9 protein-coding genes are annotated in these 15,730 nt (G+C 47.1%); all 9 read left to right on the top strand.

What is annotated here, in order from left to right:
* The first annotated feature begins 162 nt into the window (after positions 1-162).
* The 9 genes from L0P88_RS08160 to L0P88_RS08200 all read left to right on the top strand — a co-directional run bounded on the left by L0P88_RS08160 (position 163) and on the right by L0P88_RS08200 (position 15,727).
* Positions 163-762: an MBL fold metallo-hydrolase gene (locus L0P88_RS08160; protein ID WP_247134103.1), complete on the top strand. Its 600-nt coding sequence runs from the start codon at positions 163-165 to the stop codon at positions 760-762.
* A gap of 367 nt (positions 763-1,129) precedes the next feature.
* Entirely contained in the window at positions 1,130-1,504 is a 375-nt protein-coding gene (locus L0P88_RS08165) for a hypothetical protein (RefSeq protein WP_247134104.1), read from the top strand.
* Between the two features lie 102 nt (positions 1,505-1,606).
* Positions 1,607-4,888 carry an RHS repeat domain-containing protein gene (locus L0P88_RS08170; protein WP_247134105.1) on the top strand — a complete coding sequence of 1,094 codons (3,282 nt, stop codon included), beginning with the start codon at positions 1,607-1,609 and terminating at the stop codon, positions 4,886-4,888.
* Between the two features lie 10 nt (positions 4,889-4,898).
* Positions 4,899-10,253: a DUF6443 domain-containing protein gene (locus L0P88_RS08175; RefSeq protein WP_247134106.1), complete on the top strand. Its 5,355-nt coding sequence runs from the start codon at positions 4,899-4,901 to the stop codon at positions 10,251-10,253.
* Between the two features lie 5 nt (positions 10,254-10,258).
* The gene (locus L0P88_RS08180; RefSeq protein WP_247134107.1) at positions 10,259-10,657 is read left to right on the top strand and encodes a hypothetical protein; all 399 of its coding nucleotides are present in this window, start codon (positions 10,259-10,261) and stop codon (positions 10,655-10,657) included.
* 631 nt (positions 10,658-11,288) lie between these two features.
* The gene (locus L0P88_RS08185; RefSeq protein WP_247134108.1) at positions 11,289-11,504 is read left to right on the top strand and encodes a hypothetical protein; all 216 of its coding nucleotides are present in this window, start codon (positions 11,289-11,291) and stop codon (positions 11,502-11,504) included.
* An 80-nt stretch (positions 11,505-11,584) separates the two neighbouring features.
* On the top strand, positions 11,585-12,184 hold the full coding sequence (locus L0P88_RS08190) for an MBL fold metallo-hydrolase (RefSeq protein WP_247134109.1): 600 nt from the start codon (positions 11,585-11,587) through the stop codon (positions 12,182-12,184).
* A 367-nt stretch (positions 12,185-12,551) separates the two neighbouring features.
* Complete coding sequence (locus tag L0P88_RS08195; RefSeq protein ID WP_247134110.1) at positions 12,552-13,061, top strand: hypothetical protein; 510 nt, start codon at positions 12,552-12,554, stop codon at positions 13,059-13,061.
* On the top strand, positions 13,058-15,727 hold the full coding sequence (locus L0P88_RS08200) for a hypothetical protein (RefSeq protein ID WP_247134111.1): 2,670 nt from the start codon (positions 13,058-13,060) through the stop codon (positions 15,725-15,727). The genes L0P88_RS08195 and L0P88_RS08200 overlap by 4 nt, the downstream gene beginning before the upstream one ends.
* The last annotated feature ends 3 nt before the right edge of the window (positions 15,728-15,730 follow it).

Here is a 15,730-nt window from a genome sequence, read left to right on the forward strand (position 1 = left end):
TGTGCAACCATGCCCTAAGCCATTGCCAAAAGCCGGTGCCAAGAAAGAACTTTGCTAACATTTGGATATATTCGCCTACTGAAAGCCTGGTTCCGTTGAAAACGAATTCGTTTCGCTTTTTGTCAAGGGAGCAGGCTTGCCCCAAAATTTTTTAATTGCACTATGGCCAATATCAAGGTTTTAGTCGAAGGTTATGCCAGACCACTCGACAAAGGTTGGAAAGCGAGTTCAACCGTGTGTTTGATCACCACGGAAGATAAAAAAATCATCACCGATCCCGGATGTAACCGGGAAGCATTACTTAACGCATTACATGAAGAGAACCTGAAAACAGGTGAGATTGATTATGTTTTCCTATCCCATCGCCATCCCGATCATATGCTATTGGCAGGCCTTTTTGAAAAAGCCACATACATCACCTTTGATGCCGATTTAATGTATGAAAAAGATGTGATGTTCGAATTTGATGCAACTATCCTTGGTGACGATATTGAAATTGTGCATACACCGGGACATGTAGCTGAACATCTTTCCCTAATCGTCCGTACGCCCCAGGGAAAAGTTGCGGTGGCCGGGGATGTCATTTGGTGGCTTGATACTGAAGAACAACGGTTCGATTTACACCAAAAAGACCATCTTCAGTCAACGGATATGGATATGAAGGCCTTGGTGGAAAGTAGAAAAACACTTTTAAAAAATGCCGATTACATCATTCCCGGTCATGGAAAGATGTTTAAAGTAGGGGACAATTTCTGCCCTTAAACTAAGGAAGTTCTTCGAATCCGGCCGTGCTTTAGCTCCACTTTGTTACCGTACAGGGTTGGTCCGTTGGCCATTTTCCTTTCCAGGATTTTCCCTGCCCTGATTCACTGTGACACCATTCCAGTTGCCTGTAATGCGAATGGGCTGTATACCTCTAATAATCGCCCAACCATCCCCCTGAACTTTCGCTTGTTACATCAGGTTTTTGATTCTACCTCCAGTGCTTGAAATTCGCGGCCACTAACTCTTTTGCCGTACATGCACACTTCAACCCGGGCACTTTTTCCAGCGTATACCATTCTACCCCCGTTTTTCAGCGCTATGGGATATCTCCCTATAGCATCCACCACCTTTTCAATGGACACCCATGAAAGGTAAAGATATTGTGCGTATCGGCACCTATGCCCCAGATGTGAACCCTACCGTAACAGGAAACATCCCTTCCGAAGAGATCAGGGCCAATTTTTCAGTTCCCAAACCCTACGGTATTTCCAAAGCCGGGCATGGGCCAAAATCCTTTAGCACTGGTTTTAAAAATGCCATCAAAAAGTTTGATGGGGATTTTCCTGTTGGCTACATTCCCTTTAAAATAAACAATACGCTTCCTTCTGGAAATTATGGAATCCCCAACCAGTATCCGTTCCATCTTTTCGATACTGACTCTTGGGATGTCCCTCCAATCCTCTTTTTCGTCCCCAATTCAACCAATTTCAACACTTTTTGTGGCATGATATTATGTTAAAAAATAAGATTTGCTAAAAGCAAATGTGTTAAAACTGGGAGATGAGGAAAGGAAAAAAATCCAATAAACAGAATTCAAAAGTGTATAAAATAAATCCATCAAATGAAAAAAACAGTAACAACCATCATGGTCTCCCTGGTCATGGCTTTGGGCCACGCCCAGGAAATGCCCGATTTGATTCCCCCTTCACCAGAAGCAACGGCCTTGGCCAAATATGTGGATATCCCCGTTTCATTTTACAACGGGACACCGGATATCAAAGTGCCCATCCATACCATGGATTTGGAAGGAATGTCCATTCCCATACAGCTTAGTTACCATGCCAAGGGCATCCTGGTAGAGGAAATCGCCTCCAGGGTGGGATTGGGCTGGACCCTAAATTTTGGTGGTGTCATCACCAGACAGATCAGGGGTTCCGCAGATGAGTATATCCCCAACGGGGTCAAAGGGTATTTAAGGGACAATTTCTATGAGACCTTCTTTAATGACTCCATCACGAGACGGCGAATATACGACAGTGTCCTGTTGGGAGAACAGGATCTTTATCCGGACAGTTTTATGTTCAACTTTTTGGGGTATTCCGGTAAGTTCATCTTTGACCAGCGCACCAAACTGCCCATCATACAGCATTTTACCGATCTTAAAATAGTTCCGACATGGGCGAGCGGGACCGTGGGCGAGATCAGCGGTTGGGAGGTTACCACCCCGGATGGGTACACCCTACATTTTGGACTGTCCAAAAATGCTTTACGAACGGCAAGGGACAAAGAAAATATCAAGCTCAACCTAAGCTTTTCCGATGGTATGCTTTCCTCCACTACGGGCAGTGGTTCCTTTAATGCGTACACGGCCTGGTACCTTATGGACATTACGGGACCGGGAGGAAAGACCATAACCTTTACCTACCAGGAGGAGAGACCCAATTATTGTAGGAGAAGTTACGATAAGGTGAATTTTGGCACGAATGTCATAAGCACCTATTTCTCGGAAGTGGAACCGGTCCAAAACCAAATTTCCGAAATCCAGTATGATCAAGGGAAGATCAAATTCAGGGCAACCACCGCAAGACAAGATCTTAACAATGCCAAGACCCTGGACAAAATTGAGATTACCAAATTGAACGATTCCCTGATCAAAAGCTACGAATTCAATTATACCTACACTACGGCCCCAGTGGACTCCAATGTCCTTGCCGCATTGGCAGCCTGTGATACCAAAGCGAACAAGAGATTGTTCCTAAACTCCATAACCATCAATGATAAATTGGAGTCGGCCACGCTCCCCCCCTATCAATTCTCCTACAATACCGTACCATTGCCCCATAGGTTTTCCAATGCCCAGGACACCTGGGGGTACTACAACGGAAAGAACAATGGGCAGCACCTGACATTTTTCGATTATGGGGCCACGACAATCGATCGGGAGGTGGATACCTTGAAATCGCAAGCAGGGATGCTCACAAAGATACAATTGCCCACCGGGGGGTCCCTGAACTATGAATATGAACATAACCGAGCGATACCCCCGGAGTATTTTAAGGACCTTTTGTTTCCGGACACCAATCCCACGGTATCAAAAGGTGCAGGGCTGGCCAAGGATCCTTCGCGCTATAACGGTACGTTCTACGAATCGGAACCTTTTACCATAGGCAATATCGTTGGTACGGCGCAGGTCAATGCCATGTTGGGACTGGTAAGTGATTGTGGCACCGATCAGCTCATGGTGACCTGTCCCTACACGGCCCAGTTGATCGGCCCCCAGACCAATGTAACCCTGATCAACAAACGGGTGGACATGATCCTTTCCCCGGGCACTTATGTAATTAAGGTTACCCCGAACACCGGGATACCCAATGACCACAACGATATTTTCATACACCCTTTCGGTGTTTCCGTATCATGGAAAGAGAACGTGGACGATCAGGCCACCGGTACCGAACTGCTGTTTACCTCGGGCAATCGGATTAAAAAGACCGTACTGAATGATGCCTTTGGCGGGACCATGGAAAAGGAGTACGAATATAGAGATCCACAAGGGTTAAGCAGTGGGAAGGTGTTTTCCCTGCCCGCGTATTACTTCAAGGACGATGTTGTGGGTGGCGTAGTTGTCCTTAAAAGAAAATATGGTGCGCGTCCCGGTAGCCCCTTGACCTATGAACAAGGGAACCACGAAGGATATGAATATGTCACGGAACACATTAGTGGTGCCAATGGCAGGGAAGGGAAAACCGAATATCAGTTTACCGCATTTCCGGATTCCGGGAATTTCCATACGTTTCCTTACCATTTGGCCACGGACAATGAATGGATGAGGGGAAAACCCGTGGGGACCAAATATTATAAAAAAGAATCCCAGGGCCATATCTTGATCAAGGAAATAAAAAATAACTATCGTTATGGAGGTACCGTTGGTTCCGCATTTCACTTGATGACCCCTCCTTTGTCCCCCTCGGACCCTATGGGTGGGATATATGAGGCGGGCAGGACCACACATGTAGCTACGTTTATTGTCTTTTCCGATCAGGACGGAACATTCGATGATTCCGATGAACACAATGAGTTTACCCCCTTTTATTTGACCGGAGGTGCCTTGGACCTCTATTCCAAGGAAGAAATAACCTATGATGGTGCCTCGGCACTCACGGAGCGGACAGTGTATGCCCAGGACTACGACAAGCATTACCAGCTAAGTGGTACCGAGACGACCACAAACAATACAAAACGTATTGTCACAAAAACCTATTACCCGGCAAACAAGAGCGAGCTCAGTGGGCTGTCCCCATCGGCATCCGCAGCATTGGACCTATTGCAAACGAGAAGGCCGGGCCAGGCGGTACAAGTGGAACAATCCGTACTGAACGATCAGGATACCGCCCTTTCCAAGACCACAACACGAACCAACTTTCTGGATTGGGGGGGCAATCTTGTACTGCCCCAAAATGTACAGACGGCAAAGGACGATGACAATTTGGAAAACCGGATCGAGTATCTGGACTATGACGCCCAGGGGAATCTGCTGGAAGTCTCCAGGGCCAATGGGCCGACCGTAAGCTATATCTGGGGATACAACAAGCAATATCCCATAGCAAAAATTGAGAACGCTTCTTATACCGGCATAGCTTCTGCCCTGGGGATATCAGAGAGTACCCTTCGCAATTACAACGAGACCCATTTGGCATCCCTCAACGGTTTGCGTACAAACCCTTCACTGCAAAATGCAATGATCACCACCTATACGTATGACCCTTTGGTGGGGATCACCAGTATGACCGACCCAAGGGGGTACACCACCAAATATATCTATGACAACTTCAACAGGTTGGCACATATCGAGGATGCCGATGGGCATATGATCGAACAGTACAATTACCATTACAAAAACTGACCAAATCGCCATGAAAAAATACCGACATCACACCATTATCCTAGTCTTCCATATATTGTGCCTTTCCGGCTTTGGACAGCCAACGTGTTTGAGCGTTCCACAAAACTTCGGGCATGCCGGGGGAAACAGGACGGTCTTCATTTCCGATCCCTCCTGCAAGGCATTATCCGCCTTTAGCAATGTGCCCGGATGGCTTACCGTAATCCGACAGAGCGGTAACATTCAGATTACCTGTCAGGCAAATACCGGCGGGGAAAGGAATGCCTCGATTACGTACCAGTCCAGCTCCGGGATGCAGTTCCTCTGGGTGAACCAAAATGCATACCCGGCCACACCGCCCATGCCCAGCATAACGCAGAACTGTGGGAATACGGTGCTGACCCGTGGCAACCCAACCAGTGGGGTCACCTGGTACTGGCAGGCCTCCTCGGGGGGGACAAGCATTTCGAATTCCTCTTCCAGCATCACCCGGACCAGTGGTAGCGTGTACTATTTAAGGCCCAGAAATTCAGCAGGGGAATGGGGCACGTCACGAACGGTAGGCTATAGCATCAATACGGTGCCCGGACAACCCTCGGCGCCCAGTGTGGCCAACAACTGTGGCGGCAGTGTGCTCACCCGGGGAAACCCACCCAGTGGGATTACCTGGTACTGGCAGATCGGTTCGCTGGGGACGAGCACATCGAATTCGAGTAGCTCGGTCCTGCGCAGCAGTGGCACCACCTATTACCTTAGGGCAAGGAACAACAGTTCGGGCTGTTGGGGCCCTGCCCGAACAGTAAGCTATAGCATAAAATCGGTACCTCCACGACCTTCTATGCCCAGTGTGGCCAACAACTGTGGCAGCAGTGTGCTCACCCGGGGCACCCCCCCAAGTGGCTCCACCTGGTACTGGCAAAGCAGTTCCCTTGGTACGAGCACATCGAATTCCAACGTTTCGGTAACGCGCAGCAGTGGAACGATATACTATCTAAGGGCAAGGGACAACGGTACGGGCTGTTGGAGCACGGCAAGACCGGTAAGTTATAGCATAAAGGCGCTACCCCCGCAACCCTCGGCACCCAGTGTGGCCAACAACTGTGGGAATACGGTGCTTACCCGGGGCGCCCCTCCCGGTGGGACCACCTGGTACTGGCAAAGCAATTCCCTTGGTACGAGCACATCGAATTCCAACGTTTCGGTAACGCGCAGCAGTGGAACGGTATACTATCTAAGGGCAAGGAACAACAGCACGGGCTGCTGGGGCACGGCACGCACGGTAAGCTATAGCATCAATACGGTGCCCGCGCAACCATCCGCGCCCAGTGTGGCCAACAACTGTGGCAACACTGTCCTCACCCGTGGCACCCCCCCAAGTGGGATTACCTGGTACTGGCAGGGCAGCGCCTCCGGGACCAGTACATCAAACTCCAACGTTTCGGTAACCCGCAGCAGCGGAACGGTATACTACCTAAGGGCCAGGAACAACGGTTCGGGCTGTTGGGGCACGGCACGAACGGTAAGCTATAGCATCAATGCGGTGCCCGCGCAACCCTCGGCGCCCAGTGTGGTCAACAACTGTGGAAGCACTGTGCTCACCCGGGGCACCCCCTCCAGCGGGACCACCTGGTACTGGCAGGACAGTGCCTCCGGGACCAGTACATCAAATTCCAACGTTTCGGTAACACGCAGCAGCGGAACGGTATACTACCTAAAGGCAAGGAACAACAGTACCGGCTGTTGGGGCACGGCACGTACCGTTGGGTATACGGTGAACCAGGCCACGGTCTGGTATGCCGATACCGATGGGGACGGGTTTGGTGATCCGTTGGTGAGTACCATCGATTGCACGCCCCCGGACCATGTGGCGAACAGTTCCGACCAATGCCCCGACTTTCCGGGGACGGCCAATGGATGTGGGTATATGGCCCCAACCATGGCCAATGCCAACTATATACATGTCCGCACCTATCACAGGGCCACTGCGGTTGGCACCGATCCGGTGAACAACAACGATGTGATCGAACGGTTGACCTATTATGATGGTTTGGGAAGGCCCATGCAGGACATGGGGCTCAAGGCCACCCCCAAAGGCAAGGACGTGGTAACGCATATGGAATATGACGATTACGGCCGTGTGGAAAGGGAATACCTCCCCTGTCCGGCGACGGGTACGGTGGGCCAACTGCATTCCACGGCAAAAAGCGACACCCATAGCTATTACAAGACCAACTATGGGGAGGACTTTCCGACCCTGAGCATACCCAATATCAATGCTTATGCCCAAAAGGAGTTTGAAAACTCCCCCTTAAACCGGGTGCTGAAACAGGCCGCCCCGGGACAGGATTGGAAGCTGGGCAATGGCCACGAAATTGGATTTGGATACCACGTGAACTCCCAATCCAATGATGGCGTACCCAAGTTTGAGGTCGTTTTTGCCGGAGGAAACCCAGAGGCCCCTACCTTACATAAATTATCCGGAGCATATGCCACCGGGGAACTTTACAAAAATGTGACCTATGATGAGAACCATACCTCCGGTACGGACCACAGTACCGAGGAATTTGTGGACAAGAACGGAAGGGTGATCCTAAAACGGACCTACAACAACGGCCCGCATGACACCTATTATGTGTATGATGACTACGGGAACCTGACCTATGTGATCCCCCCCAAGGTGGACGCTTCCGATGGGGTAGATCCCACGGAGCTCAACGAACTCTGTTACCAGTACAGGTACGATTACCGCAACCGTTTGGTGGAAAAGAAACTGCCCGGCAAGGGTACGGCAAGTACCTGGGAGGAGATTGTGTACAACAAACTGGACCAACCGATCATGACCCGCGATCCCAACTTAAGGGTACAGCAAAAATGGCTGTTTACCAAATACGATGTCCATGGCCGGGTGGCCTATACCGGAATGGTAAGTAGCACCAGTAATCGGGCCAGCCTGCAAACAGCGGCAAACAATGCTACTGCCCAGTACGAATCCCGCCAGACAAGCTCCCCTACCCTGGCAGACGAAAAGGTACTGTATTCCAATAGCGCCTACCCCAATACACTTGCTATGGAGATCCATACGGTAAACTATTACGATAGCTATGCGGATACCGATGGCCTTAGCGTACCCACAACGGTTCTGGGGCAAACCAAGGCCAGCAACGTAAAGGGCCTTGCCACGGTAAGCAAGGTACGGGTGCTGGACCCCTCGGCAACCGCAGGGCAGGCCGACTGGATCACGACCATCACCGGTTACGATGTCAAGGGCAGGCCCATCTATACCGCCAGCAAGAACGGGTACCTGAACACGACCGATATTGTGGAGACTCAACTGGACTTTGGGGGCAAGGTGGTACGGACCAGGACCTCCCATACCAGGGGGACCAATGCGGCCCTGGTCACCACGGATAATTTTAGCTATGACCATAGGGGCCGGTTGGTAAAGCAGGAGCAGACCATAGGCTCGCATACCGAGACCATCGTGGAGAACTACTACGATGACCTGGGCCGGTTGGCACAAAAAAAGGTGGGCGGTGGTTCGACAGGCTCACCAACCGCGCTACAGGAGGTGGACTATAGGTACAATGTAAGGGGATGGCTCAAGTCCATAAACAACGGAACCGCCGCGGGCGGTGACCTTTGGGGGATGGAGATTGCCTACAACGACCCTACCAATTTTGGGGGCAACGAGAACCCAAAGGCACTCTTTAACGGCAACATCTCGCAGGTTCAATGGAAGACGGCGAGCCCCAACAATACGGGCAACCTTGTCAGTGAACGATACTCGTTCGGTTATGATGCGCTGAACCGGCTTACCAGTGCCAGGGACAATACGATCCGTTATAATATGACCGCTCTGTATGATAAGAACGGTAACATTACCGAACTGAACAGAAATGGACCTACCAATCCCGAAGCGACCACCTTCGGTGCAATGGACAGGTTGGGTTATAGTTATGATGCCGGTAACAAGCTGACCAAGGTTTTGGACATTGGGAACAAAACCTATGGCTTTAAGGATGGCAACACCGATGGCCATGACTATTGGTACGATGCCAACGGCAATATGGTGCGTGACCTCAACAAGGGCATAGGGACCGCCAGTGTGGACGGGATAAACTATAATCACTTAAACCTTCCCACCAGTGTTGTGATCAATAATGCACAACATAACGGTACAATTTCCTATATTTATGATGCCACTGGGGTTAAACTAAAAAAGACTGTGGGAAGTACTACTACGGAATATGCTGGCAACTACATCTATGAGAATAATGCCCTACAGTTCTTTGGCCACCCAGAGGGCTATGTGATGCCCAATACCAGTAGTGGGTATGACCATGTCTACCAACATAAGGACCATTTGGGGAACGTTAGGTTGGCCTATACCGAAGACCCCAGTAACCCCGGTATACCTACAATTATTGAGGAGAACAATTATTATCCCTTCGGGCTTGAACATAAAGGGTACAATAACCAGATAAACGGAGTGGAGAACAACTACATGACCTATCTCGGACAAGAGATCAACAAGGAGCTTGGGCTTAACTGGCTGACCTTTCGTTACAGGAACTACATGCCAGAAATCGGAAGGTTTTTCGGGGTGGATCCCATCAGTGAAGAGTTTTTCTCAATATCGACCTATCAATTTGCACATAACAATCCTATATGGAAAATTGAATTGGAAGGATTGGAAGGACAAGAGTTGTTCGGACTTGATTTTATTAATATAGAACCAATTAAATTTAAACAATCAGCCAGAACAGGCAATACGATTCATGTTTCCAAGACTACGTTGACATCAAATGGAGAAGTCTCAACAGCTGCGGATAATCAAAATATTACAACATTGACATTGGGAAGTAATGTTAAACAGGAGCACGTTACAGACCATAGTGCGGTTGTGATAAGTGATAACCTTGAATCAAGTGGAAATAATAGTGCCACAATAACGAGCGGGTTTAGAGATCCGAAGAATCAAGCTAGGGTAATGTTCAATAATATAAAAAACAAAGGTGTGGAAAATCAGAAAAGTCTTTATGGGGCAGCTGGTGACCAAGTCATTGATGTGTATTCTGATGGACAAGACTTGAACAACGCACTTCAGGAACTAAATGATATGTTTGGTGGCGAAAACTCCACGGCACTCCAACTTTCGTCGGATGATATAAAATCAGCCATGACGGACAAAATCAATGAGGTTGGTCCTGGGAAAGTATCAAAACATTCTTCTGATCCAAATACATTGAATGTTATTGATATTAGTCCTGGAAGTGTCGCGAACGGCAAGCAATTTGGTAAAAGCCTGAAAGCTGATAACAGGATTAACAAAGTGATTACACCTCCAAAAGATCCAGCTTTCCACATAGAAATACCTCAAAATTAAGAGAGATGAATAAATTCTTTTTTCTAGCCATTATAATATCATTTTTATCGTGTAACAATAAACAGGCTAAAAGCAATATCAATATTGAAGAAGATAAAATCGTACAAACCAATAATGATAAACAGGCCAAACCAAACTTTGTTATTGATAGTATTGATAAAGATTTGTTGAATGGTATCTGGGCTGAAAATGAAGATGACAACGCCCTTTTTGAAATCGAGGGCGATACTATTAGATATGTTGAATTTTACGATACTCCATATTTGTTAAGGTTAGAGGATAAATATCTCAATATCCTATTAGATGAAGATTATATCTCCAAAAATGAAGTGTTGAAGATTGATAAGGATAGTTTGGTTTTAAAATCTGAGGATGGTGAAACTGTAAGGTTGAAAAGGAGATAGTTTTGTTTCGATTTTTAGGTATAAAAAAGCCGCCTTCGGGCGGTTTTTTATTGTGCTAACCTATAGCTGGTATAGCAGAAGAAGGTGAAATACAAGAACACCAGTGCGAGCAGCATGAAACTTTTAAGGATGCTCTGGGTGTCAACATAGAACTGTAACGCAAGGACATAGCCCCAAAGCATGCCTATGACAAAGCACACTGCAATGACAGTCATGTAGGCCTGTTTGAACCTTTTGTTCCTTGCCAGTCGGAACAGGATATATTTTGACGTACGCCGTACCTTTTTAGGTCCATATAACCGGCAGAGTAGCATAATTAGCGCGCAAAAGCGCAGGAAAAATTCACAAAGCAAGTAGGTGTCCATATCTGTGGGATTTTAGGAACTGATTAGATCAGTAAGGTTATCTTTAAGTTTTTTCTTGGAGACGGCCATATCGATAAGCTTTAGAAGAGCTTCCTTCTCATCGGTATCGAGGGTATCGATAATCTTAATCCCCCCCGCTAGCGCTCGTCGCTGACGAGTGCCGTATCGAGTAGGCAAAAAACCCGGCACCAGCACCGAGGCCACAACCTGTGATACCAAGGCCCAACTGTGTGGACTGTGGATTTTAAAAAGAGAAACCAAAAAATATGATACGAATAAAATTGACCGTAGCCGTTTTGATACTGTTAGCAGCGTTTTCCTGTAAACAGGAACCCCATAACAAGGAGGCATCTTCAAATGCCATTGAACCGCCTACCTCGGACAAAAAGGCAGAAGCAAATGGAGATGTTGAAATCTTTGCAGAAATGGCCAAAGATTGTGACCATACCTTTGATGACTTCTTTAAAAGGTTTGCCTACTGAAAGCCTGGTTCCGTTGAAATCAAATTCGTTTCACTTTTCGTCAAGGGAGCAGGCTTGCCCCAAAATTTTTTAATTGCACTATGGCCAAAATCAAGGTTTTAGTCGAAGGTTATGCCAGACCACTCGACAAAGGTTGGAAAGCGAGTTCAACCGTGTGTTTGATTACCACGGAAGATAAAAAGATCATCACCGATCCCGGATGTAACCGGGAAGCATTACTTAGCGCCTTAGGTGAGGAGAACCTGGAAACAGCTGATATCGATTATGTTTTCCTATCCCATCGCCATCCCGATCATATGCTATTGGCAGGCCTTTTTGAAAAGGCCACATACATCACCTTTGATGCCGATTTAATGTATGAAAAAGATGTGATGCTCGAATTTGATGCCAATATCCTTGGTGACGATATTGAAATTGTCCATACACCGGGTCATGTAGCTGAACATCTTTCCCTTATTGTCCGTACGCCCCAGGGAAAAGTTGCGGTGGCCGGGGATGTCATTTGGTGGCTTGATACTGAAGAACAACGGTTCGATTTACACCAAAAAGACCATCTTCAGTCAACGGATATGGATATGAAGGCCTTGGTGGAAAGTAGAAAAACACTTTTAAAAAATGCCGATTACATCATTCCCGGTCATGGAAAGATGTTTAAAGTAGGGGACAATTTCTGCCCTTAAACTAAGGAAGTTCTTCGAATCCGGCCGTGCTTTAGCTCCACTTTGTTACCGTACAGGGTTGGTCCGTTGGCCATTTTCCTTTCCAGGATTTTCCCTGCCCTGATTCACTGTGACACCATTCCAGTTGCCTGTAATGCGAATGGGCTGTATACCTCTAATAATCGCCCAACCATCCCCCTGAACTTTCGCTTGTTACATCAGGTTTTTGATTCTACCTCCAGTGCTTGAAATTCGCGGCCACTAACTCTTTTGCCGTACATGCACACTTCAACCCGGGCACTTTTTCCAGCGTATACCATTCTACCCCCGTTTTTCAGCGCTATGGGATATCTCCCTATAGCATCCACCACCTTTTCAATGGACACCCATGAAAGGTAAAGATATTGTGCGTATCGGCTCCTCCACCCTGGATGTAAAGCGTAGCATAAAAGAAAATATCCCTGCCGAAGAAATCAGGGCCAGTTTTTCAGTTCCCAAACCCGATGGTATTTCCAAAGCCGGGCATGGGCCAAAATCCTTTAGCACTGGTTTTAAAAATGCCATCAAAAAGTTTGATGGGGATTTTCCTGTTGGCTACATTCCCTTTAAAATAAACAATACGCTTCCTTCTGGAAATTATGGAATCCCCGACCAGGATCCGTTCCACCTTTTCGATACCGGCCCTTGGGATATCCCTCCAATCCCCCTTTTTGTCCCCAATTCAACTGATTTCAACACTTTTTTGGGTCATAATATGATGGTAAAAAAAAGATTTGCCAAAGGCAATCTTCTGAGTTGTGGATGTAGCGAAATCCATATTGGGTGGTATTCTCCATGGAGCAATCCAATAAGCTCTTTGAGCTATAAGACTGAAATGGTATATAACATAAGAAAATGAAAAAAACACTCCTAATAATAGCCTTGGTCTGTGTAAGTATAAGACCCTATGCACAGGGTTTGCCAAAAATTGTACCCCCATCTCCCAACGCCGCCTCTTTGGCACAGTTTGTGGAAATCCCCGTATCCCATTATACGGGGCTCCCGGACATCCGTATTCCCCTGTACCATATCTCCCAGGGGAACGTACAGGTTCCCATAAATCTGGCCTATCATGCAAGGGGCGTAAAAGTAGCGGAATTGGCCTCAAGCTATGGAATGGGCTGGTCCCTGAATGCGGGTGGTGTTATCACCAGACAGATCAGGGGAAATGCCGACGATTCTGGCCAAGGCTATCTGTACCAGAGCTATTATGACACCTTCTTTACCTCACCCACTACAAGGCAGAATGCCTATGCGGCAGAAATCAACGGGACTTTTGACCGAATGCCGGATCAGTTCTTCTTTAATTTTTTGGGCTATAGTGGAAAGTTCATATACGACAGGGACACAAACAAACCCATTCTAGAGACCTTCGATGATCTAAAAATAGAAACGGTCGGTGTCCTTACCCAGGAAATTGAGGGATTCATAGTAACCGACACCAAGGGTACAAAGTATTATTTTGGAAAGTCGAGTTCGGGGGCCATTACCGCTACCGAAAGTAACCATACCATCACGGATTACTCCTTTTCCCATCAAAATGGACTGACCGAAGATATTTCCCAGGCACCCATTAAAATAAATTCATGGTACCTGCTGGAAATAATTCCCCTGTCCGGGCAGACCATAACCTTTACCTATGAAAATGAGGAATCAACAATGTACCAAAGAAATGGGGAGGTGGCAGAAAAAGATGGCAATGGCTTTGTGAACACCTCCTACTTTTCCGAAATCAAAAACTCCCAACAGAAAATAGGCCAAATAGATTTTGGGCATGGGAAGATCACCTTCAATTACAATACCACAAGGGATGATCTAAAGGCCTACGATAGCACAAAACCGCCCAAGGCCTTGACCAGTATGGAGGTGCACAACAACAATGGCAAACGGATAAAGAAATATGTTTTTGACTATGTCCATACGGTGTCGAACAAAAGCACCAATATTCTCCATCATTTGAACACAAATGCACCGGAATCAAAACAGCGGTTGTTCTTGAATTCCGTAAAGGAACAGGGCAATGACGATAGTTACCTTCCGCCATATGAATTCACCTACAATCCACAGGTACTGCCAAGCAGGTTTTCAACTTCCCATGATAAGTGGGGGTACTACAACGGCAAAAACAATGGTCTTTTTTCCGTTTTCGCGGACAATCTGTACCAAATAGGAGGAACGACCATAGACACCGATAAAGTCCAGGCCGGCCTGCTGACCAAGATCAAGTACCCTACAGGCGGCTCTGCTGAATACGTATATGAGGCCAACAGGGCAGAATTTCCCGATCATTTAAGGGATCATGTGGCATTTGCGCAGAACAATCCTGCGGTCACCAGATATGTTGTCCTGGACAAGGACCCCAAATTTTATGATTTCCAGACAAAGGAGTATTCCATCCCATTTACCATCGACAACATCGTCCCATCCCAAGCATTCACGGTCCCGCCCCATTTGATTGACGCCGGTGCCATCAAAACAGAGGTTTTTCTGGACGACCCCGATTGCACAGGTGTTGAAAGTTATGATTGCCCATACTTTGTCAAGATTTTTCATGAGAACGGCACCAATATCTATGCTACCCTCCATAAAACCTCGAATTTCATTTCAATAACCCCTGGAAATTACATCCTCAGGGTCATCCCTACGGATAAGGCCCTTGAAGATCCGTATGATTGGGGGGATGATTTTGGGATACAGCTAAGTTGGCAGGAATATGTCACCCCCGAAGAGGAAACCCTGATTTACACGGGGGGTAATCGCATAAAACGGATTCTGCTCAAGGATGGCAGCGGCAATACCCTAGAAAAAAAATATGAATATACCTATGCCGATGGAAACACTTCGGGAAAGGTATTTGCCCTTCCTTCTTACTACGGATATGGGACCACCACCATTCAAGGAGGTGTGCAGGTTAAGATCTTCCATCATGTGATGTTTAAACCGGCAAACACCTTGACCCTGGAACAGGGCAATCACGGCGGATATGCCTTTGTGACGGAATATATTGGGGATAAGACCAACAATATAGGGAAGAACGAATACACCTTCACTACGATGTATGATGGAGGTCAGTATTATATACCTCCTTACCATTTGCCCAACAGTAACGAACGCTTAAGGGGCAAGCCCCTAAAAATCACCAACTATAAAAACAATAATGGTGTTTATGAACGGGTAAGGGAAACGAACAATGTCTACGAATACGTTTTTGACCTTGACCCGCGCACCTATAAGGAAACCGATCTGGTGGTATTTGGTTTTAACCCCAACACTCAATCCCCCATCAGCCATAGCAACTACAAGGTTTTTTATTTGAGTGCGGGGGTATACAAACTAAGTAGTTCTGAAACCGTAGATTATCTCGAAAACGGCAATGTTACCAACCATACGGAATATTTATATGATTATAGTAAACATTATCAAGTACAAAAAACAAAAACGGTCGACAGTAAGGGGAAAAAAAGGATAACAAAATCGACCTATCTCCCGCTAGCGCTCGTCTCAGACGAGTGCCGTATCGAGTAGGCA

It is taken from the genome of Muricauda sp. SCSIO 64092, assembly GCF_023016285.1.
GTDB lineage: Bacteria > Bacteroidota > Bacteroidia > Flavobacteriales > Flavobacteriaceae > Croceivirga.

Excerpts from the sequence above, each read along its gene's own strand:
- L0P88_RS08175 (WP_247134106.1), top strand. The coding sequence starts at position 4,899 with ATGAAAAAATACCGACATCACACCATTATCCTAGTCTTCCATATATTG.
- L0P88_RS08170 (WP_247134105.1), top strand. The coding sequence starts at position 1,607 with ATGAAAAAAACAGTAACAACCATCATGGTCTCCCTGGTCATGGCTTTG.
- L0P88_RS08180 (WP_247134107.1), top strand. The coding sequence starts at position 10,259 with ATGAATAAATTCTTTTTTCTAGCCATTATAATATCATTTTTATCGTGT.
- L0P88_RS08195 (WP_247134110.1), top strand. The coding sequence starts at position 12,552 with ATGAAAGGTAAAGATATTGTGCGTATCGGCTCCTCCACCCTGGATGTA.
- L0P88_RS08185 (WP_247134108.1), top strand. The coding sequence starts at position 11,289 with ATGATACGAATAAAATTGACCGTAGCCGTTTTGATACTGTTAGCAGCG.
- L0P88_RS08190 (WP_247134109.1), top strand. The coding sequence starts at position 11,585 with ATGGCCAAAATCAAGGTTTTAGTCGAAGGTTATGCCAGACCACTCGAC.
- L0P88_RS08160 (WP_247134103.1), top strand. The coding sequence starts at position 163 with ATGGCCAATATCAAGGTTTTAGTCGAAGGTTATGCCAGACCACTCGAC.
- L0P88_RS08165 (WP_247134104.1), top strand. The coding sequence starts at position 1,130 with ATGAAAGGTAAAGATATTGTGCGTATCGGCACCTATGCCCCAGATGTG.
- L0P88_RS08200 (WP_247134111.1), top strand. The coding sequence starts at position 13,058 with ATGAAAAAAACACTCCTAATAATAGCCTTGGTCTGTGTAAGTATAAGA.